The following is a 17,927-nucleotide window of genomic DNA, read 5'->3' as shown; positions in this document are numbered from 1 at the left end:
GTTACACTGTGACAATCAGACCCGCGCGGGTCTAAGCAGTTTCGCAACTTTACCTTTGGCTATCATGCACTTGATTAACTCCAGTTTGAACCACGCCTTGCGCGTGCCGCTGGCCGCGGAAATCCACTCGCGGCCATTCTTGCAGCTCGACGCCCCCGAGCTGATCACCCATCTGGCCGTGTATAAAGATGACAGCGCGGCGCCCGGTGCGTCGAATATGGCGGCCCAGCACGCCACCCTGGCGGCCCTGTGCACGCATTTCGGCGTCACGCCGCCAAGCACCGAAGCCAAGTATTTTTATTACGACTTCGGCCGCTTCCGCCTGAAATGGGAATGCCACACGGAATTTGCCACGTTCACCTTCGCCGAGCATCCCGGTACCGCCTTGCCGCTGGAGCAGGCGTTCGAGCGCATGCCGCTGGCGCAATTGCCGCAGCAATGGCTGGCGGGCTTGAAGGGCAAGCTGATGGTGGCGGCGCACGTGGTGCTGGAGCAAGCGACCGAGCCGGCCGAGATCTTCATGCAAGGCTTGTCGCGCGTGTTTGAAGGCAATACCCTGGCCGGCAGCAAGGTATTGCAGGGCGGCGAATTGTGGACGGATTTCACCATCCAGTCCGACGGCTTCAGCCGTTTCGTCATCCGCGACGCGGGCATGCGTTCGCAGCAGTCGGGCCGCTTGGTGCAGCGCGTGCTGGAAATCGAAACCTACCGCATGATGGCCTTGTTGGGCTTGCCTTACGCCATGCAGGCGGCGCCATCCTTGAACGCCATCGAGAACGAACTGGCGACCCTGGCCGCCGCCATGGTCGACACGGACGACGCGCCGGGTCTGGTCAAGGCCGACGAGGGCGTGGCCGAACAAACCTTGCTCGACCGCATCACGCGTTTGGCGGCCCGCATTGAAAAGCTGTCGCTCGACAATAGCTACCGTTTTTCCGCCTCGAAAGCCTACATGGGCCTCGTCAAGGCGCGCATCGACGAGTTGCGCGAAGTACGCATCGAAGGCATCCCCACGGTCGAGGAATTCATGGATCGCCGTTTGACGCCCGCCATGAATACGTGCGCAGCGATGGCCAGCCGCCAGGAAGCGATGGCGCAGCGCATCGCCAACACGAATGACTTGCTGCGCACGCGCGTGGGCATCGTGCAGGAATTGCAGAACCGGCAAATCCTGCAATCGATGAACGCCCGCGCGGCGCAGCAGCTGCGCTTGCAGCAAGCGGTGGAAGGCTTGTCCGTGGCCGCCATTTCGTATTACGTGATCGGCCTGTTCAGCTACACGGGCAAGGCGGCCAAGGTGCTGGGCCTGCCCGTGAATCCGGAAATCCTCGTCGGCGCGCTGGTGCCGTTCGTGGCGGCCGCCGTGTGGCTGGGACTGCGCCGCATGCACCACAAGCTGCACGCGGACTGAACAGGACGACACCGCGCTGTCATTTTTGCTATCTTTCAACATTCGACCGTCAGGTGTTTTGAAAAGGAAGTTGCGTGCTAGCGAATGTTGGAGATGTTTACAGTGTGTTTTCGCCCGAGCTGCAGCAGTATGTGGCTTGCCAGGTCACCCGCATCAAGGATGCATCCTCGTCCAGGCCGGTAGCTGCCGTGCTGGAGCTGGACTGGACCGGCGACGCCTTGCCCGATGCGGCGGCCGTGCAAGCCATGCGGCCGCTGCTGTGCGATTATTTCTTCTGGAACAATCGCCACGATCACTGCTATGCCACGGCGAACGTGCCGCCTGGCTATACGCTCGTTGGCAATATCGCGCCGCTGGTGGATGTGGAAGTCAACAGCTACCGCAGCGCCTGGTACGTGGGCGACAGCGTGCTGCGCCAGCGCAACTGGGAGCGCATCGATCCGCTGCGGCGCCAGCAGTTCAAGGCCGCGTCGGACAAGCGTGAAGTGACCTTGGGCGGCCAGGTCTTCCGGCAAGACGCGACGAAAATCAATGACAGCGTCTTGCTGGCGCTGGGCGACGTGTCCGAGCTGGAGCAATTGCCTTGCCTGATGTCGATCGAGACGGGCAACGGCACGCAAGCCTTGATGGAGTTTATCCAGGGCAATCCCTTCATCAATGAGCTGGACTGGCAATCATCGACGGTGCATGCGCTTGATTTCAGCGGCAGCGGCCTGGAACGCCTGATCCTGCAGCCCGATGGCGTCACCAGCCTCGTCTTGAACGAAGGCTTGAACCTTCTCGCGCTGGACAGCGCGCCATCGCCGGCGCTGCGCATCGAAGATGGCGCAGATGGCCGCCACCTGACACTGCAGTGCAAGCACGCGCTGCCGCCGTTCCACGGTCTCGGCCAGCTGGGCGGCCTGTCGCTGATCGGCATGAAGGAAGTTGATCTGGCGCAAGTGGCGCGGCGTTTTCCCCATCTGACATCCTTGCGCATCTGGGGCAAACCGGGGATGGCGTCGCAGATGGCCAGCCTTGCGCAGCTGACCCGGCTGCGGACGTTCACCGCCTATGACCTGTTCGGCTTCACGGCGGAGGAGTTCCCATCGGCCGCGCAATTGCCGCAGCTGTCGGCCTTGTGGCTGACCAGCTTGCCAGCCGATGTCGCCAAGGCCATCAAGGCCGGCTACAAGAAAGCGGCGGCGCAGGGACTGGACCTATCGGTCACCAAGGCGCGCAAGCCGGAATGGCTGGCTGAAAACCTGCTCAACCCGTTCCGCGACTGGGATGGCCGCGAGCAAATTTCCCCTGCGTATGCGAAAAAGGCGGCGCTGGCCTACAAGAACATGCTGGCCGTGACGCGCAGCATCGATGCGGCCATGGCGGCGACGGCCGCCGCCGCCGCGCTGGAAGCGATGGTCGCCGCCTATGTGGAGGCATTCAACAAGATCGAGCGGCGCGCCAGCATCATCGAGACGGTCGAGCGCGAGGAAATCTACACGGTGCTGGCAGAGCTGCTGGCCCAGCTGCGGCAGCAATTGCAGCAAGCGGGCGGGCAGGGGGCCGCGCTCGTCGACGAGGCGGCCTTGCTGGACTTGTTCGACCGCTTGCGCGAATTCTAGGCTTGCCGGCAATCTAGAAAAAAAGTTCTAGACAGGACGTTCTAGACTGGGTATTCTAGCGTCATGCTAAAAAATACCTCCACTCCCCATCCCACGGCCGCCGAACTGGACCTGCTGCGCATCCTGTGGCAGCGCGGTCCGTCCGACGCCCGCGCCGTGTATGACGCCCTGGCCGCGGAGCGTGCCGACGCCAGTTACGCCACCGTGCTGCGCCAGTTGCAATTGATGCATGGCAAGGGTTTGCTGAGCCGCGATGAAAGCCAGCGGCCGCAGCTGTATGCCGCCGTCGAAGCGCAGGAAAAACTGCAGACCAGCTTGCTCAAGGACTTGATCGGCAAGGTGTTTTCCGGTTCCGGCAAGGCGCTCGTGCTGACGGCGCTGCGCGAGCACGTGAGCGACGCGGAACGCCTGGAAATTGAAAAAATTCTGAGCAGCAAGGATGGCAAGGCGCCATGAACGTGGACATGCACCTCGGCATCGATGTGGGCAACCTTGTCCCCGCGCTGGGCTGGGTCTTGCTGTATTTCGTCTGGCAGGGCTTGATCGTCGGCGCCGTATCTGCCGTATTGCTCCGGCTGCTGCGCCACGCCAGCGCGCGCTGGCGCTATGCCGTCTGTGCGCTGGCGTTGCTGTTGTGCCTGTGTATTCCCTTTGTGCACCTGCTGTCTCTGCTGTCGGGCGTCTCGCCGGCCCGGCTGCCGGTGGACGCGCCGCCCGCCTGGCGCGCCGCGCTGCAAGCGTGGATGCCGGCCCTGGTGCTGGCCTGGAGCGCGGGCGTTGGCCTGATGAGCTTGCGCCTGTGCCTGGGCCTGGCCTGGGTTGGCAAGCTGCGCCGCCAGGCAGTGGCCGCGCCGGCCATCTGGCAAGCGCGCCTCGATGCGCTGGCGGAGCGCATGGGCTTGCGCCGCAGTGGCCAGATTCCGCTGAAGCTGCATGCGGGCCTGGCCAGCCCCGTCACCGTGGGCTTCTGGCGCCCCGTCATCCTGCTGCCGGCCGCCTTGCTGAGCGGCATGCCCGTCGCCTTGCTGGAAGCGCTGCTGGCGCATGAACTGGCCCACGTGCGGCGCTGGGATTACCTGGTCAACCTGTTGCAAAGCGTGGCCGAGGCGCTGCTGTTTTTTCACCCCGTCGTCTGGTGGCTGTCGGCGCGCATGCGGGCCGAACGGGAACAGGTGGCCGATGCCCTGGCGGCGCAAGCGCTGCAAGACCCGCAGCAGCTGGCCACGGCGCTGCATGCGCTGTCCCTGCACGCTGCCGTGCCGCAACATTCCGGCTTGCTGATGTCGGCACGTGGCGGGGCCTTGCTGACGCGCATAGAACGCCTGATGGCGCCCGGCCCGGACACGGCCGGCTGGAAACTGGCCGTGCCCGCCTTGTTGCTGGCTTGCGCCACCTTGCTGCTGCAGGTGCAGGGCAAGCCCGCCGTCAACGGGGCGACCCTGGCCGAGGCCGCCTCCGGCATGCTGGCCTTGCCCGTCAGCGCGAAACACATGCTGGTGTTCGATGACGCCAGCGGCAAGGTGCTGATGGCGAAGGATGCGGACACCGTCGTGCCCATCGCCTCGATCACCAAGCTGATGACGGCCATGGTGGTGCTCGATGCGGGCCTCGACCCGGAGGAACAGCTGCGCATCGTGCGCGCCGATGGCGACGCTTCCATGCAGCGCCACAGCCTGCTGGCCGAGGGCGTGGCCGTGTCGCGCGGCGCGCTGTTGCAACTGGCGCTGCTGCCATCCGAAAACCGCGCCGCCGCCGCGCTGGCGCGCACCTATCCCGGCGGCAGCGCGGCGTTTCACCTCGCCTTGCAGGCGAAGATACGCCAGCTGGGTTTGACGCGCACCACCCTGACGGACCCGGTCGGCAGTTCGCCGGCGAATACGTCCACGGCCAGCGAAGTGGCGAAGATCGTCGCGGCGGCCGCGCGCTATCCGGACATCGCGCGCATCACCAGCCACCCGCAGGCCAGCGTGGCCGTCAATGGCAGGACGCGCACCTTGCACAACACGAATCCGCTGGTGGGCGGCAAGGGCTGGGACATTTTGCTGTCCAAGACGGGCAGCAGCAACGCGGCGGGCAGCTGCCTGACGATGCGCATGCGCAGCGGCGGCAAGCACGTCACCGTGGTGCTGCTGGACGCCGCCGGCGCGCAGCGGCGCTCGCTCGACGCCGGACACATCCGCGACACCCTGGCCGACAGGACCGGCCGCATGCATTGATACCCCCCCCGGGCGCGCCAGTGCGGGCGCCCTTCTTTTTGACACTCTGGAGATGAAGATGACACTATTGGCGAAGTTGATGCTGGCTACGGTTGCGACCATGGCGGCTGGCGCGGTGCAGGCGAAGACGCCCGCACCGGTGCAGGACAAACCTGTTAATTGTGATAGTTGCAAGGAATGGAACGCGCCCGTCAAGCCGTTCAATGTCTTTGGCAATACCTGGTATGTGGGTACGGCCGGCTTGTCCGCCGTGCTGGTGACGAGTCCGCAGGGCCATATCCTGCTCGACGGCGCGCTGCCGCAATCGGCGCCCCTGATCATTGCGAATATCCAGGCGCTGGGCTTTCGCATCGAGGACGTGAAAGTCATCCTCAATTCGCACGCCCATTGGGACCATGCGGGCGGCATTGCCGCGTTGCAAAGGGCCAGCGGCGCCACCGTGATGGCCAGCGCCTCGGGCGCCCTTGGCCTGCAAAGCGGCACGAACGGCAAGGACGATCCGCAGTACCAGGCCAATCCCGTCGTACACGTCGCCAAGGTGCGCAAGGTCAGCCTGGTGGGCGAGGGCGATACCGTCAAGGTCGGACCGTTGACCTTGACTGCCCACATGACGCCGGGCCACACGCCAGGCGGCACGACGTGGACGTGGACCTCGTGCGAAGGCGACCGCTGCCTGGACGTCGTGTATGCGGACAGCCTGAACCCGTATGCGAGCGGCGATTTCCGCTATACAGGCAAAGGCGCGGGCAAGGGTGGCACGCCTGACATCTCAGCCTCGTTCGAAGCGAGCATCGCCAAGGTGGCGGCCTTGCCATGCGACATCATCATCCCCGTGCATCCGGGCACGACGGACGTGCTGGGCAAGGCCTCCAGGCGCAGCGGCACGGACAATCCCCTGATCGACGCCAGCGCCTGCCGCGCCTATGCGGCCGAAGCGGGCGGCTTGCTGGCCAAGCGCCTGGCGAAGGAACGGGGCGAAACGCTGCCTGCGGAGGCCAAGGGCGCGGCGCACGCGCACTAAGCCGTTTTTACTGTGCCGCCTGCCGCTGTTTTTGCAGGCGTTTCAGGAACACCGTCATTTCCTTGACGGCTTGCAAGTCGCCTTGCTGTTGGGCCACCGTCATACCGGTGGTCCAGGCGGCTTGCGCGTCATCCAGCCGGCCCAGCTGGTGCAAAGCCTTGCCCAGCAGCTTCCAGGCGGCGGAATAGCCCGGTTGCTGCACGGTGGCTTGCGCCAGATGCAGGGCCGCTTGTTGCGCGTCATGCTCTTTCAGGTAAGCATCTCCCAGGCCAAAGCGCAGCAGGGCGTTGTCGCGCCCCTGCGCCAGCAGTTTTTCCAGTTTTTCACGCATGTCCGGCCTCGTTAATATACAAGTTTGTTCTTGCATATTAACGCTTCCACCTGCCAGTAACAAGCCGGCGTTCAGCCGGCCGCATCCACCACCAGCTTGCCGCGCGCTGCCAGACACCGTTACGCCGACGTGAACGGTCGTCACGCCCACGGCCAAGGTGCCAGTGTCCGTGGAGTTCTTGGCGCAGATTTTCCATGAAATCTTTAATGAGAATTGATTATCAATTATAATGCAAGCCTATTGCATTGAATTGCCCATTGTCAGGAATCCCATGTCCGTGTTTTACCGCCGCCCCGTGGCGCTTTTGCTTGCCGCCGCCTCTCCCCTGGTGCTGGCGGCTGACCCTGCCGCCGACAAGCCCGCTGGGCAGGATGTCGTCACCGTCAAGGCCGAGCGCCAGCACTACCGCAGCCTGTCGGCCACGGGCGCCACCAAGACGGATGCCTTGCTGATGGACTTGCCGCAAAGCGTGCGCGTGCTGACCGGCGACTTGCTGCGCGACGCGGGCGTGACGACCCTGGCTGGCGCGCTGGACCTGGCCAGCGGCATTGCGAAGCAAAGCCCGCTGGGCGGCCTGTGGGACAGTTATGCCATGCGCGGCTTCACGGGCGACCCGAATTTCGGTTCCGACTACATGGTCAACGGTTTCAGTTCCAGCCGCGGCTACAACGGCATGCGCGACGGCGGTAATACGCAGGCGGTGGAAGTGTTGAAAGGCCCCGCTTCGGCCCTGTACGGCCGGGGCGAGCCGGGCGGCACGGTGAACATCACGACGAAAAAGCCGAAGTTCACGCCCGAATATGGCGCGGATTTTTCACTGGGCAGTTTCCAGACGCGCCGCGCCGCCGCCGACTTGACGGGGCCGTTGAGCGGCACTATCGCCTACCGCCTCAACGCGGCGCATGAAGAGGGGCACAGCTTCCGCGATACCTTGAAGGTCGAACGCAGCCTGTTTTCGCCTTCCTTCCTCTGGCTGCTGGGCGAACACACGACCGTGTCGTATGAAATCGAAGCGGTGCGGCAGCGCGCGCCGTTCGACCGGGGCGTGGTGGCCGTGCATGGCCAGCTGGGACTTGTCCCCGTCTCGCGCTTCCTGGGCGAACCGGGCGACGGTCCCATGACCGTCAAGTCGCTGGGGCAGCAGCTGTTCCTCCACCACGCGCTGTCCGACGACTGGACGGTGCAGGCGGGCGTTTCTTACCGCGACAGCGAACTGACCGGCTATTCGACCGAGGCGAACAAGCTGCTGGCCGATGGCCGCACCCTGAACCGCCAGCGCCGCCACCGCGATTTTTCGGCCACCGACGCGTCGGCCCGGGTCGAGTTGCTGGGCAAGTTCAGGACGGGGGGCCTGGCGCACGAAGTGCTGGCCGGTGTCGACGCCTATCATTTCGACGACCACCGGGTGCAGCTGCGGCGCAATCCCTCGGCAGCAAATGCCTATGCCATCGATATCTTCCATCCCGCGTATGGCGGCAAGGCCGATCCGCTGGCTCTGTCCATCGATACGCAGGAAGGGCAACGGGCGCGCGGCCTGTATGCGCAGGATCAACTGGACCTGGGTGCCCAATGGAAGGCGCTGGTCGGCGTGCGCCACGATAGCTACACGCAGGATGTGAGGAATAATCGCTTGAACGTGAGCAACCGCCAGTCGCTGTCGGCCACCAGCCCCCGCGCGGGCCTCGTCTACCAGCCATCGAAGGCATGGTCGCTGTATGCGAGCGCGGCGAAGGGCTTCCGGCCCAACAGCGGCATCAGCATCGCCAACCAGGCTTTCCCGGCCGAGCGCAGCCGCTCGTATGAGCTGGGCGCGAAGCTGGAAACGGGCAAGCTGACGGGCACCGTGGCCGTGTACGACATCCGCAAGCGCAATGTACTGACGACGAATCCCGCCAACACGGACTTCGCCATCGCGGCGGGCGAGGTGCGCAGCCGTGGCCTGGAGCTCGACGTGTCGGGCGAAGTGGCGCGCGGCTTGCGCGTCTCGGGCGCCTATGCTTATACGGACGCCACCGTCACGCGCGGCGACAATACGATCGTGACGGGCAGCCGCTTCGCCAACGTGCCGCGCCACAGCGCCAATGTCCTTGCCACGCAGCAGTTCGCGCTGGGTACGGGCACGGCCAGCGTGGGCGGCGGCGTGCAGTACGTGGGCGAGCGCCTGGGCGACGTCGCCGTCAGCAGCAGTTTTACCCTGCCGGCCTACACGACGGCCAAATTGCTGGCCTCGTATTCGCCGAACGCCAAACTGCGCCTGGCCTTGAACGTGGAAAACCTGTTCAACCGCAGCTACTATGCGAGTTCCTATAGTCAGCTGTGGGTGGCGCCGGGGGCCGAACGCACGCTGACCCTGAACGCGTATTACCGTTTTTAAGCTATCGCCATGACCTTGACTTCTACTGCTACCTTGCGCGCCCGCATCGCCGTCATCGACGTATTGCGCGGCCTCGTCATGCTGATCATGCTGTTCGACCATGTGCGCGAAACGGTCTTCCTGCACCACCAGGTGAGCGACCCGATGGATGCGGCCAGCGTCGATCCGGCCCTGTTCTTTACCCGCCTGGCGGCCCACGTGTGCGCACCCATGTTCGTCTTCCTGACGGGTCTGTCCGCCTGGCTGTACGCGCATCCGGCGGCCGGGCCCCGCAGCGCCAGCGGTTTTCTGTTCAAGCGGGGCTTGCTGCTGGTGCTGCTGGAACTGGTCTTCGTCAACTTCGCCTGGAGCGGGGCGTTTCCGCCGGCCGTGCTGTATTTGCAGGTGATCTGGGTCATCGGCCTGGCCATGATGGCGCTGGCCGTGCTGCACCGGCTGCCATTGAAAGTGCTGGCGCTGCTGGGCGTGGCGATCATCGCGGGACAGCATCTGTTGACCGGCTTGCGCGCGGAAGAGGGCAGCTTTGCCTATTACGCGCTGACGGTGCTGCTGCAACGGGGTTACCTAGTGGCGGACGGCGCCATGAAGATCAAGGTCAGCTATCCGCTGCTGCCATGGATAGGCGTGATCGTGCTCGGCTATGCGGCCGGCCCCCTGTATGCGCGCGGCCGCTCTGTCGAAGGACGGCGCCGCCTGTTGCTGGCGCTGGGCGGCGGCAGTTTGCTGCTGCTGGCCGTGCTGCGCGGTTTGAATATGTATGGCGAAACCTTGCCGTGGGTGGCGGGCGACACGGCCTTGCGCACGGTCATGAGCGTACTGAACTTCACCAAGTATCCGCCGTCGCTGGATTTCCTGCTGTTCACTCTGGGCCTGGGCTTGCTGGGCCTGGCCTGGCTGGAAAGCGTCGACAACTGGTTCACGCGGGCGTGCGCCACCTTTGGCGGCGCGCCCATGTTTTACTATCTGCTGCATTTATACCTGCTGCTGGCCATCGGCCTCGCCTTGACGGTCGTGCTGGGCGCCAACCACGGTGCCCGGTATGGCGTCGAGCATGTCTGGCAAGTGTGGCTGATCGCGCTGGCCCTGATGCCCGTGCTGTACTTTCCCTGCCGCGCGTTCGCCAACTACAAGCGCACTTCGCAACGGGCGTGGGTGCGCTATTTCTGAAGCATGCCTACTTGCAGTACAGCCTGTCGATGCTGTGGCTGGACGCCAGGTAATGCCGTGTCTGCCACGAAATCGCCACGCGGTAGGCGCACGGCGGATCGAGCGCCACGTTGACGGGGAAGCCGCCATTGTTGCCCGATAAATGCGGTCCGCCCGCGCCGCCGCGGAACAGATAGTTGCTCGGTGGCGGCGGTGGGGTAAAGCTGGCGGCCGGCAGCGGTGGCGGCGGATGCTGGATGCCGTTGTTGTTGGAAATCGTGATATTGAAAAAGCGCAAATGCGGATGGTCGATCGTGTACAGGATATGCACGAGGCCGCCCGCGATGGGGTTGCAGGCATTGCTGCGCAGCTCTTCCAGGTCCAGCGCCACGATGACGGGCGAATTGTCGAAGACGATGGAGTCGAGTCCGTCCGTGGCCACCTGCGCCAGGCTGATGCCGTCGCGCACCTCGAAGCCCAGGCGGTAGCGGCGTATCGGTTCGCTTTCGGCCGCCGTCAGGCTGCGGCCCGCGTCGAGGATGGGCAAGCCGCCCGGCAACTTGGCCGGATGCAGGCTGGTGATGGCCGGCGTGTTCACCGTCAGTAGATCAAACGTGCGCAGGAAGATATTGGGCGCCACGTTGACGATGGCCGTCGTGCCATCGCGCATGTCCACCGTGACGGGCTTGCCATCCACGCGTATCCAGCCGCCCGCTTGCAGATCGCCCGCATTGATGATGACGGGCGCCGAATCGGCGAGGCCCAGTCCGTTTGTATAAAACACATAACCGACATGCGTGCCCAGCACTTGCGTCAACGGCGCCAGGCTGGCCGGCGCCACCGTGGGCAGCGCCGTGGGATCGTCCGTGCCGCCGGGCCAGGACCATTCGCCGGTCAGGAAGCGGTATTCGAGCGGGTTGGCGGGGATGGCGCTGTTGCGCAGCGGACAATTACCCTTCAGGGTGACGCCGCCGGCGAAGACATACGAGGCGCCCGCGCCGCCTGCATAACCTTGCGGGGAAAAGCCCGCCAGCGAGGGAAACGGGTGGATGTCGAAGATTTCCACCTGTTGCCAGTGCGGCACGCCTTCCACGTCGGGCGGCAAGACTTCTTTCGAGCACAATTCCACGCAGAAACAGTGGCCCACGTTTTCCCGGCCCGGCTGGCGCCCGTTGGCCTGCGTTTCCGACAGGATGGTCACGCTGCCCAGCTGCGCCGTGAAATACACGTCGGGTCCGCTGGCGAACTCCACGTTGATGAAGGGCGAGAAGGGCGTCAAGGTGAAGTCGGACGTCAGGTAATCGATGCGGAAGCGTCCGCCGGCATCGGTGATCGCCTGGCCCAGCGCGTCGTCCTGCAGCCAGTCGGCGTCGAACGCCCGCACGGTGGCGCCGGCGATCGGCGCATGCGGCGCATCGCAGGTGCGCAGCCGGCCGCAGATGGTCCAGGCGCCGAAGCGGGCGCGCACCAGGCACCAGAAGCGTTGCGGCAGGCAATAGTCCCAGACGGCGAGGAAATCATTGTCGGCCTGGCGCCAGCGGGGCTGGAGCGTGGTGATGGAAAACTGCAGCGGCACGGGGCCTTTCGGCCCCGGTTTCAGATGCGGCACGGTAGGGCACAGGATGTCGACTTCGACGGCCTCGCCCTGGTAATCGCCTGCCAGGGTAAAACTGTAGTTGCCATCGTCGTCCGTGCGCGTTTCGGCCAGCAGAAAGGGGGCCTTGGCCTGCACTTCGTCATCGGTGAGGATGGCGAAGGTTTCCTTGGCGCTGGCCACGGCCAGGGCCGTGACGTTTTGCGACGCGCGCGGCCGGTACAGGCGCACGATGACGTGGGATAAGGCTTCAGGACACTCGGCGCAGATCAAGCCGCACAGCTTGCCTCGCAGGATATAGGCCATGATGGTTCCCTTGCTGATATGGACGGCGCGCCGCTCGCAATGGCGGCGCTGTTACCAAGCTAGCAAATGGGCCGCCGAAGGGCTTGATCTGGCTTAAACCTCGCGTATTATTTAATTAACGCCAGTACTTCGCGGAAACGCGGGTGCTTGCAGTCGCGTAACCACTCGAAGGCCAGCATCTCGACCGTCACCAGGTGGGCGCCCAGCTTGTCCAGGCGGGCCAGCGCCGCGTCGCGGCTGGCGGCCTGGCGCGAACCGACGGCGTCGATGGCGATGCTCACGTCATAGCCGCGTTCCAGCAGGCCGATGGCCGTCTGCAGCATGCACACATGCGCTTCGCAACCGGTGACGACGATCTGTCTGCGCCCGGCGGGTAGCATGTCCTGCAAGCCATCAGAACAGGCGCCGAAATGCGTCTTGTGCAAGGTCTGTTCGCACAGGGCGGCGATCTCTTCCACGTTCGGTCCCAGCCCCTGGCGGTTCTGTTCCGTGCCCAGCACGGGCACGTCGAGCAGGCGGGCGATCTTGGCCAGGCGCAAGTTTTGCGCCAGCACCAGGCCTGCGTCGTGGATGGCCGGCATCAAGCGGCCTTGCAGGTCGACAATGACCAAAACGGCCTGGTTTGCATCCATCAGCATGGCGTTCTCCCTTATTCATTTGTGGCGACAGTGTAGCGCGCAGTCAGCTTGGCCAGCTGGGCGTGGCCGTTTCGCCCATCAGGTAGGCGTGATTGAGGTCGATGGCGGTGCGCAGGTAGTTCCACAGGGCGCTGACCCGGGCGATATTGCGCCGCTCGCTCGGCGAGATCATCCAGAAGGCGCGCAGCAGGTCGATCTCGCCGTCGAGCACGGGCACCAGTTCGTTCGATTGCTGCGCCACGAAGCAGGGCAGGATCGCCAGCGCCTGGCCCGCGCGCGCCGCGTGGTACTGGGCGATGACGCTGGTGCTGCGAAACGCGCGCAGGGAATCGGGCGCCACGTTATCCATGTAGCGCAGCTCCGCGCTGAAAACCAGGTCGTCCACGTAGCCGATGATGGGGTGCTGCGCCAGCTGCGCCACGCTGGCGATCGGCGCGTGGCGCGCCAGGTAGCCTGGCGTGGCGTACAGTTTCAGGCGGTAGTCGGACAGCTTGGTCACGACATACGGGCCGGACAGGGGGCGCTCGATGGAGATGGCGACGTCCGCTTCGCGCTTGGACAGGCTGACGAAACGGGGCACGGCGATCAGGTCCACGCTGATGTGCGGGTACCTGCCGCAAAACTGCGCCAGGTGGGGCGCCAGCACGATGGCGCCGAAGCCCTCGGTAGCGCCCAGGCGCACCTGGCCCGACAGCAGGCGGTTGTGTTCGCCCAGCTCCTCGGTGGCGGCAAACACCGTGCTTTCCATGGTTTCCGCGTATTCCATCAGGCGGTGGCCCTCGGGCGTCAGCTGGTAGCCCACGTAGTTGCGGTCGAACAGCTGCGTGCCCACCTGTTCCTCGAACTTGCGCATGCGCCGCGATACGGTGGAATGGTCGATGCCCAGCTTTTTCGCCGCATCGACGAGGCCGGCGCTGCGCGTCAGTTCCAGGAAGACCCGTACATTGTCCCAATCGAGCATGGCAAACCCTCCCTGTGCATTTTTGCAAAGGAATTATGCATTAATTTCACTTGAGTGCATATTTTTACACATGCAGAATGCATCTATACATATAAGAAAAACCCTCACCCCTCAGGAGACACGCATGAAAAAAACCGTTCTGGCCATGGGCGCGCTGGCGCTTTCCCTGTCTTTCACCGGCGCGCACGCGCAAATTTCCGATGGCGTCGTCAAGGTGGGCATCCTGACCGACATGTCCGGGCCGTATTCGGCCATGGGCGGGCGCGGCTCCGTCGTCGCCAGCCAGATGGCCGTCGAGGATTGCCTGAAGGCCGAATGCAAGGGTATGAAGATTGAAATCCTCTCGGCCGACCACTTGAACAAGGCCGACATCGCCGCCTCCAAGGCGCGCGAATGGATAGACCGCGACAAGGTCGACGCCATCGCCGACCTGACCAATTCCTCGGTGGCCCTGTCCGTGCAAAAGCTGATGAAAGAGAAGGGCGGCATCGCCATGTTCAGCGGCCCGGCCACGGGGCGCCTGACCAATGAAGACTGCTCGCCGAACGGCTTCCACTGGATGTTCGACACGTATTCGCAGGCAGCCGGCACGGCGGCGGCGCTGACCAAGCTGGGGCAAAAGTCGTGGTACTTCGTCACCGTCGATTACGCGTTCGGCCATTCGCTGGAAAAGGACGCCAGCGATGTCGTCAAGCGCAACGGCGGCACGGTGCTGGGCGCCGTGCGCCATCCGCTGAACGCGTCCGATTTTTCGTCCTTCCTGGTGCAGGCGCAAGGCTCGAAAGCGCAGGTGATCGGCCTGGCCAATGGCGGCGCCGACACGGTATCGGCCATCAAGCAGGCGCGCGAATTCCGCATCGGCAGCGGCAAGGACCAGCGCCTGGCCGCCTTGCTGGTGTTCCTCTCGGACGTGCATGCACTGGGGCTGGAAACGGCCCAGGGCCTCGTCTACGCGGACGGCTTTTACTGGGATTACGATGACCGCAGCCGCGCGTTTGCGAAACGCTTTGAAGCGCTCAACAAGGGCGCCAAGCCGACCATGGTGCAGGCGGGCGTGTATTCCAGCGTCTACCACTACCTGAAATCGGTGGCGGCGGCCAAAAGCGACGATTCGAAGATCGTCGCCCAGAAAATGCGCGAGCTGCCCATCAAGGATGCCGTCATGAACAACGCCTCGATCCGCCCCGACGGCCGCGTGATCCACGACATGTACCTGGTGCAGGTGAAGACCCCGGCCGAATCGAAAGGCGCGTGGGATTACCTGAAAGTGCTGTCCACCATCCCCGCCGACCAGGCGTTCAAGCCGATGGATGCGGCGGCGTGCAACCTGGTCAAGAAATAATTTTCGGCGGATCAGCAGAGTGCCGGGGTCAGACCCGCCGGGTCTGACCCCAGATTTCCGCTGCTGTGACGCGACTTTCGCGTATCGAATTAATGGAGCCTCAAATGAACCAAGCCCTCACTCACGCAGTCACCCCGGTCCCCGCCGTCCCCCTGCACATCGGCGGCAAGCACCACGCCTCGACCAGCAGCGAATGGCGCGACGTCGTCAACCCGGCCACGCAGGAAATCGTCGCCAGGGTGCCGTTTTCCACGCCCGACGAAGTCAACCTGGCCGTCGCCACGGCCAAGGAAGCCTTTAAAACCTGGCGTAATACCCCGCTGGCGGCGCGCATGCGCATCATGCTCAAGTACCAGCACCTGATCCGCGAAAACATAGTCGCCCTGGCCGAACTGATCACGCGCGAACATGGCAAGACCTTGCCCGACGCGGAAGGGGAGGTCATGCGCGGCCTGGAAGTGGTGGAACACGCGTGCTCGATCGCCACCCTGCAGCTGGGCGAAATCGCGGAAAACGCGGCCACGGGTGTCGATGTCTACAATATCTACCAGCCGCTGGGCGTGGGCGCCGGCATCACGGCCTTCAACTTCCCCGTCATGCTGCCGTGCTTCATGTTCCCGATCGCCATCGCTTGCGGCAATACGTTTGTCCTGAAACCGTCCGAGCAAGACCCGTCCTCGACCATGTACCTGGTCGAACTGATGTACCAGGCGGGCTTGCCGGCCGGCGTGCTGAACGTCGTGCATGGCGGCGCCGACGTCGTCAACATGCTGTGCGACCATCCCGACATCAAGGCCGTCTCCTTCATCGGTTCCACCCACGTGGGCACGCATGTGTACCGCCGCGCCAGCGAATCGGGCAAGCGCGCGCAATCGATGATGGGCGCGAAAAACCATTGCGTCGTGCTGGCCGACGCCAACAAGGAACAGGCGATCAATAACCTGATCGGCGCCGCCTTCGGCGCGGCCGGCCAGCGCTGCATGGCCAATTCTGTCGTCGTGCTGGTGGGCGAGGCCCGTTCCTGGCTGCCGGAAATCGTCGCCCGCTCGCAGGCCCTGAAAGTGGGGCCGGGCAGCGACCGCGATGCCGACCTGGGGCCGATGGTGTCGAAAGCAGCCATGCAGCGCGCGGAAAAGCTGATCCAGGCGGGCGTGGACGAAGGCGCGCAATTGCTGCTCGACGGCCGCGGCCACAAGGTGGCCGGCTACGAAGGCGGCAATTTCATGGGACCGACGATTTTCTCGAAGGTGGCAGCGTCGAATTCCGTCTACACGCAGGAAATCTTCGGCCCCGCCATGTGCGTCGTGGAGACGGACACCCTGGACCAGGCCATCGCCTTCATCAACGCCAACCCGAACGGCAACGGCACCTCGATCTTCACTTCGTCCGGCTGGGCGGGGCGCAAGTTCCAGAACGAAATCGACGTAGGGCAGGTGGGCATCAACGTGGCCATTCCCGTGCCCGTCGCCTACTTCAGCTTCACGGGGTCGCGCGCGTCGAAGCTGGGCGATCTGGGCCCGAACGGCAAGCAAGCCTTGTACTTCTGGACGCAGACCAAGACCGTCACGGCGCGCTGGTTCGCCCCGGACGACGGCGGCAGCGGCGTCAATACCACCATTTCGATGAAGTAAGGAGGCGGCGATGAGCACCAATATCGTTTTCATCGGCCTGGGCAACATGGGCTTGCCCATGGCGCAGAACCTCGTGCGGGCCGGCCATGCGGTGACGGGTTTCGACTTGCTGCCGGCCAGCGTGAAGCAGTTTGCCGACGGCGGCGGGTTGGTGTCCGATGACCAGGCGGCGGCGATAGGTCAGGCCGACATCGTCATCACCATGCTGCCGGCCAGCCGCCACGTGCTGGGTGCTTATTTGGGTAACCCTTTGGGGGACTCTGGCATCCTGGCGCAGGCGCGGCCCGGCACCCTGCTGATCGATTGCTCGACGATTTCCACCGAGGCAGCGCGCCAGGTGGGCCGCGCGGCGCAGGACAAGGGCATGCCGATGCTGGACGCGCCCGTGTCGGGCGGCACGGCGGGCGCCACCAACGGCACCCTGACCTTCATGGTGGGCGGTGAGGAATCCGCGCTGGCGGCGGCGCGGCCTTACCTGGACGTCATGGGCAAGGCCATCTTCCACGCGGGCGGTTCGGGCTGCGGCCAGACGGTCAAGATCTGCAACAACATGCTGCTGGGGATACTCATGATCGGCACCAGCGAAGCGATACGCCTGGGCGTGGCCAATGGGCTGGACCCGAAGGTGGTGTCGGACGTGATGGCGAAAAGCTCGGGCCGCAACTGGACCCTGGAGGTCTACAACCCGTGCCCGGGCGTGGCCGAAAACGTGCCCGCGTCGCGCGGCTACACGGGGGGCTTTGGCGTCGATTTGATGCTGAAAGACCTGGGGCTGGCCGTGGAAAGCGCGCTGGCCAGCGGAGCGAGCGTGCCGCTGGGCGCCTTGTCGCGCAACCTATATAGTTTGCACAGCAAGGCAGGGGCGGGCGGGCTGGATTTTTCCAGCATTTATCAACTGCTGGGCGAGAAGGCTTAAGGCTGTTGCGCCTGCAGGGCCGCCAACTCGGCCCTGGCTTTTTCCAGCTTGCCTTCCAGCTTGGCGATCTTCTTCGGCTCCTTGTTCGCTTCCTGGGCCAGGCGCAGCGAACGCTCCGTCTGGTTCACCTTGGCTTGCGCCTTGACGATTTTCTTGTTGTGGCGCTCGATCAGGGTACTGTCGCGGCAGTGGGCGTTGACTTCGTCGAGCGCGCGCGTCAGGCCCGCGACCTTGTCGGACAGGCCCTGTTCCTGCGCCTGGTGCAATTCGCTGCGGATGCTTTCGCGCTTGGCGGCGCAGCCGGCCAGCTGGGTGTCGGCGGCGCTGGCGCCCACGGAGGCTGCGGCGAGCAGCAGGGTCAAGGCGGTTGTGGCGAGGCGGTTCATGGCATTCCTGTGTAAGTGGTGGGCTCGTGCAATGTAAGCCTGCCGGCTTG

General features: G+C 64.5%; 15 protein-coding genes. 10 read left to right on the top strand and 5 right to left on the bottom strand.

Annotation, left to right across the window (positions count from 1 at the left end; genetic code table 11):
- Window positions 1-64: 64 nt before the first annotated feature.
- The 5 genes from OX460_RS13225 (at window position 65) to bla (ending at window position 6,252) form a co-directional block, all read left to right on the top strand.
- Entirely contained in the window at window positions 65-1,411 is a 1,347-nt protein-coding gene (locus tag OX460_RS13225) for a DUF3422 domain-containing protein (protein WP_289898922.1), read from the top strand.
- A gap of 104 nt (window positions 1,412-1,515) precedes the next feature.
- Window positions 1,516-3,015, top strand: a complete 1,500-nt coding sequence (locus tag OX460_RS13220; RefSeq protein ID WP_289898921.1) for a hypothetical protein — start codon at window positions 1,516-1,518, stop codon at window positions 3,013-3,015.
- A gap of 63 nt (window positions 3,016-3,078) precedes the next feature.
- Window positions 3,079-3,471, top strand: a complete 393-nt coding sequence (locus tag OX460_RS13215) for a BlaI/MecI/CopY family transcriptional regulator (protein WP_099664459.1) — start codon at window positions 3,079-3,081, stop codon at window positions 3,469-3,471.
- Complete coding sequence (locus tag OX460_RS13210; RefSeq protein WP_289898920.1) at window positions 3,468-5,231, top strand: M56 family metallopeptidase; 1,764 nt, start codon at window positions 3,468-3,470, stop codon at window positions 5,229-5,231. Before OX460_RS13215 ends, OX460_RS13210 begins: the two co-directional genes overlap by 4 nt.
- A gap of 58 nt (window positions 5,232-5,289) precedes the next feature.
- Window positions 5,290-6,252 (top strand): subclass B3 metallo-beta-lactamase, encoded by a 963-nt coding sequence (gene bla / locus OX460_RS13205; RefSeq protein WP_289898919.1) that lies wholly within the window; start codon window positions 5,290-5,292, stop codon window positions 6,250-6,252.
- Window positions 6,253-6,259: 7 nt separating this feature from the next.
- Here bla and OX460_RS13200 read toward each other — a convergent pair whose 3' ends face one another.
- Window positions 6,260-6,583, bottom strand: a complete 324-nt coding sequence (locus OX460_RS13200; RefSeq protein WP_289898918.1) for a tetratricopeptide repeat protein — start codon at window positions 6,581-6,583, stop codon at window positions 6,260-6,262.
- A gap of 271 nt (window positions 6,584-6,854) precedes the next feature.
- Here OX460_RS13200 and OX460_RS13195 point away from each other — a divergent pair, with 271 nt between their 5' ends.
- Window positions 6,855-8,957, top strand: a complete 2,103-nt coding sequence (locus tag OX460_RS13195; RefSeq protein ID WP_289898917.1) for a TonB-dependent siderophore receptor — start codon at window positions 6,855-6,857, stop codon at window positions 8,955-8,957.
- A gap of 9 nt (window positions 8,958-8,966) precedes the next feature.
- On the top strand, window positions 8,967-10,124 hold the full coding sequence (locus OX460_RS13190; RefSeq protein WP_251351260.1) for a heparan-alpha-glucosaminide N-acetyltransferase domain-containing protein: 1,158 nt from the start codon (window positions 8,967-8,969) through the stop codon (window positions 10,122-10,124).
- Window positions 10,125-10,131: 7 nt separating this feature from the next.
- Here OX460_RS13190 and OX460_RS13185 read toward each other — a convergent pair whose 3' ends face one another.
- The 3 genes from OX460_RS13185 to OX460_RS13175 all read right to left on the bottom strand — a co-directional run bounded on the left by OX460_RS13185 (window position 10,132) and on the right by OX460_RS13175 (window position 13,602).
- Window positions 10,132-12,003 (bottom strand): hypothetical protein, encoded by a 1,872-nt coding sequence (locus OX460_RS13185; RefSeq protein ID WP_289898916.1) that lies wholly within the window; start codon window positions 12,001-12,003, stop codon window positions 10,132-10,134.
- 107 nt (window positions 12,004-12,110) lie between these two features.
- On the bottom strand, window positions 12,111-12,641 hold the full coding sequence (locus OX460_RS13180; protein ID WP_289898915.1) for an isochorismatase family protein: 531 nt from the start codon (window positions 12,639-12,641) through the stop codon (window positions 12,111-12,113).
- Between the two features lie 43 nt (window positions 12,642-12,684).
- Window positions 12,685-13,602, bottom strand: coding sequence for a LysR family transcriptional regulator (locus OX460_RS13175; protein WP_251351263.1), 918 nt, complete (start codon window positions 13,600-13,602; stop codon window positions 12,685-12,687).
- A gap of 124 nt (window positions 13,603-13,726) precedes the next feature.
- Here OX460_RS13175 and OX460_RS13170 point away from each other — a divergent pair, with 124 nt between their 5' ends.
- The 3 genes from OX460_RS13170 (at window position 13,727) to mmsB (ending at window position 17,491) form a co-directional block, all read left to right on the top strand.
- Window positions 13,727-14,944, top strand: coding sequence for an ABC transporter substrate-binding protein (locus OX460_RS13170; RefSeq protein ID WP_251351264.1), 1,218 nt, complete (start codon window positions 13,727-13,729; stop codon window positions 14,942-14,944).
- Between the two features lie 104 nt (window positions 14,945-15,048).
- Complete coding sequence (locus OX460_RS13165) at window positions 15,049-16,575, top strand: CoA-acylating methylmalonate-semialdehyde dehydrogenase (protein WP_289898914.1); 1,527 nt, start codon at window positions 15,049-15,051, stop codon at window positions 16,573-16,575.
- A gap of 10 nt (window positions 16,576-16,585) precedes the next feature.
- A complete protein-coding gene (gene mmsB / locus OX460_RS13160) occupies window positions 16,586-17,491 on the top strand; it encodes a 3-hydroxyisobutyrate dehydrogenase (RefSeq protein ID WP_289898913.1) in 906 nt (301 codons plus the stop codon).
- Here mmsB and OX460_RS13155 read toward each other — a convergent pair.
- Complete coding sequence (locus OX460_RS13155) at window positions 17,488-17,877, bottom strand: DUF1090 family protein (RefSeq protein ID WP_180278561.1); 390 nt, start codon at window positions 17,875-17,877, stop codon at window positions 17,488-17,490. The two genes, mmsB and OX460_RS13155, sit on opposite strands and share 4 nt — an antisense overlap.
- Between the last annotated feature and the right edge of the window lie 50 nt (window positions 17,878-17,927).

The organism is Janthinobacterium sp. SUN033, from assembly GCF_030397595.1.
Taxonomy (GTDB): Bacteria; Pseudomonadota; Gammaproteobacteria; order Burkholderiales; family Burkholderiaceae_D; genus Janthinobacterium; species Janthinobacterium kumbetense.
This window is presented reverse-complemented; position numbering and strand designations above follow the sequence as displayed.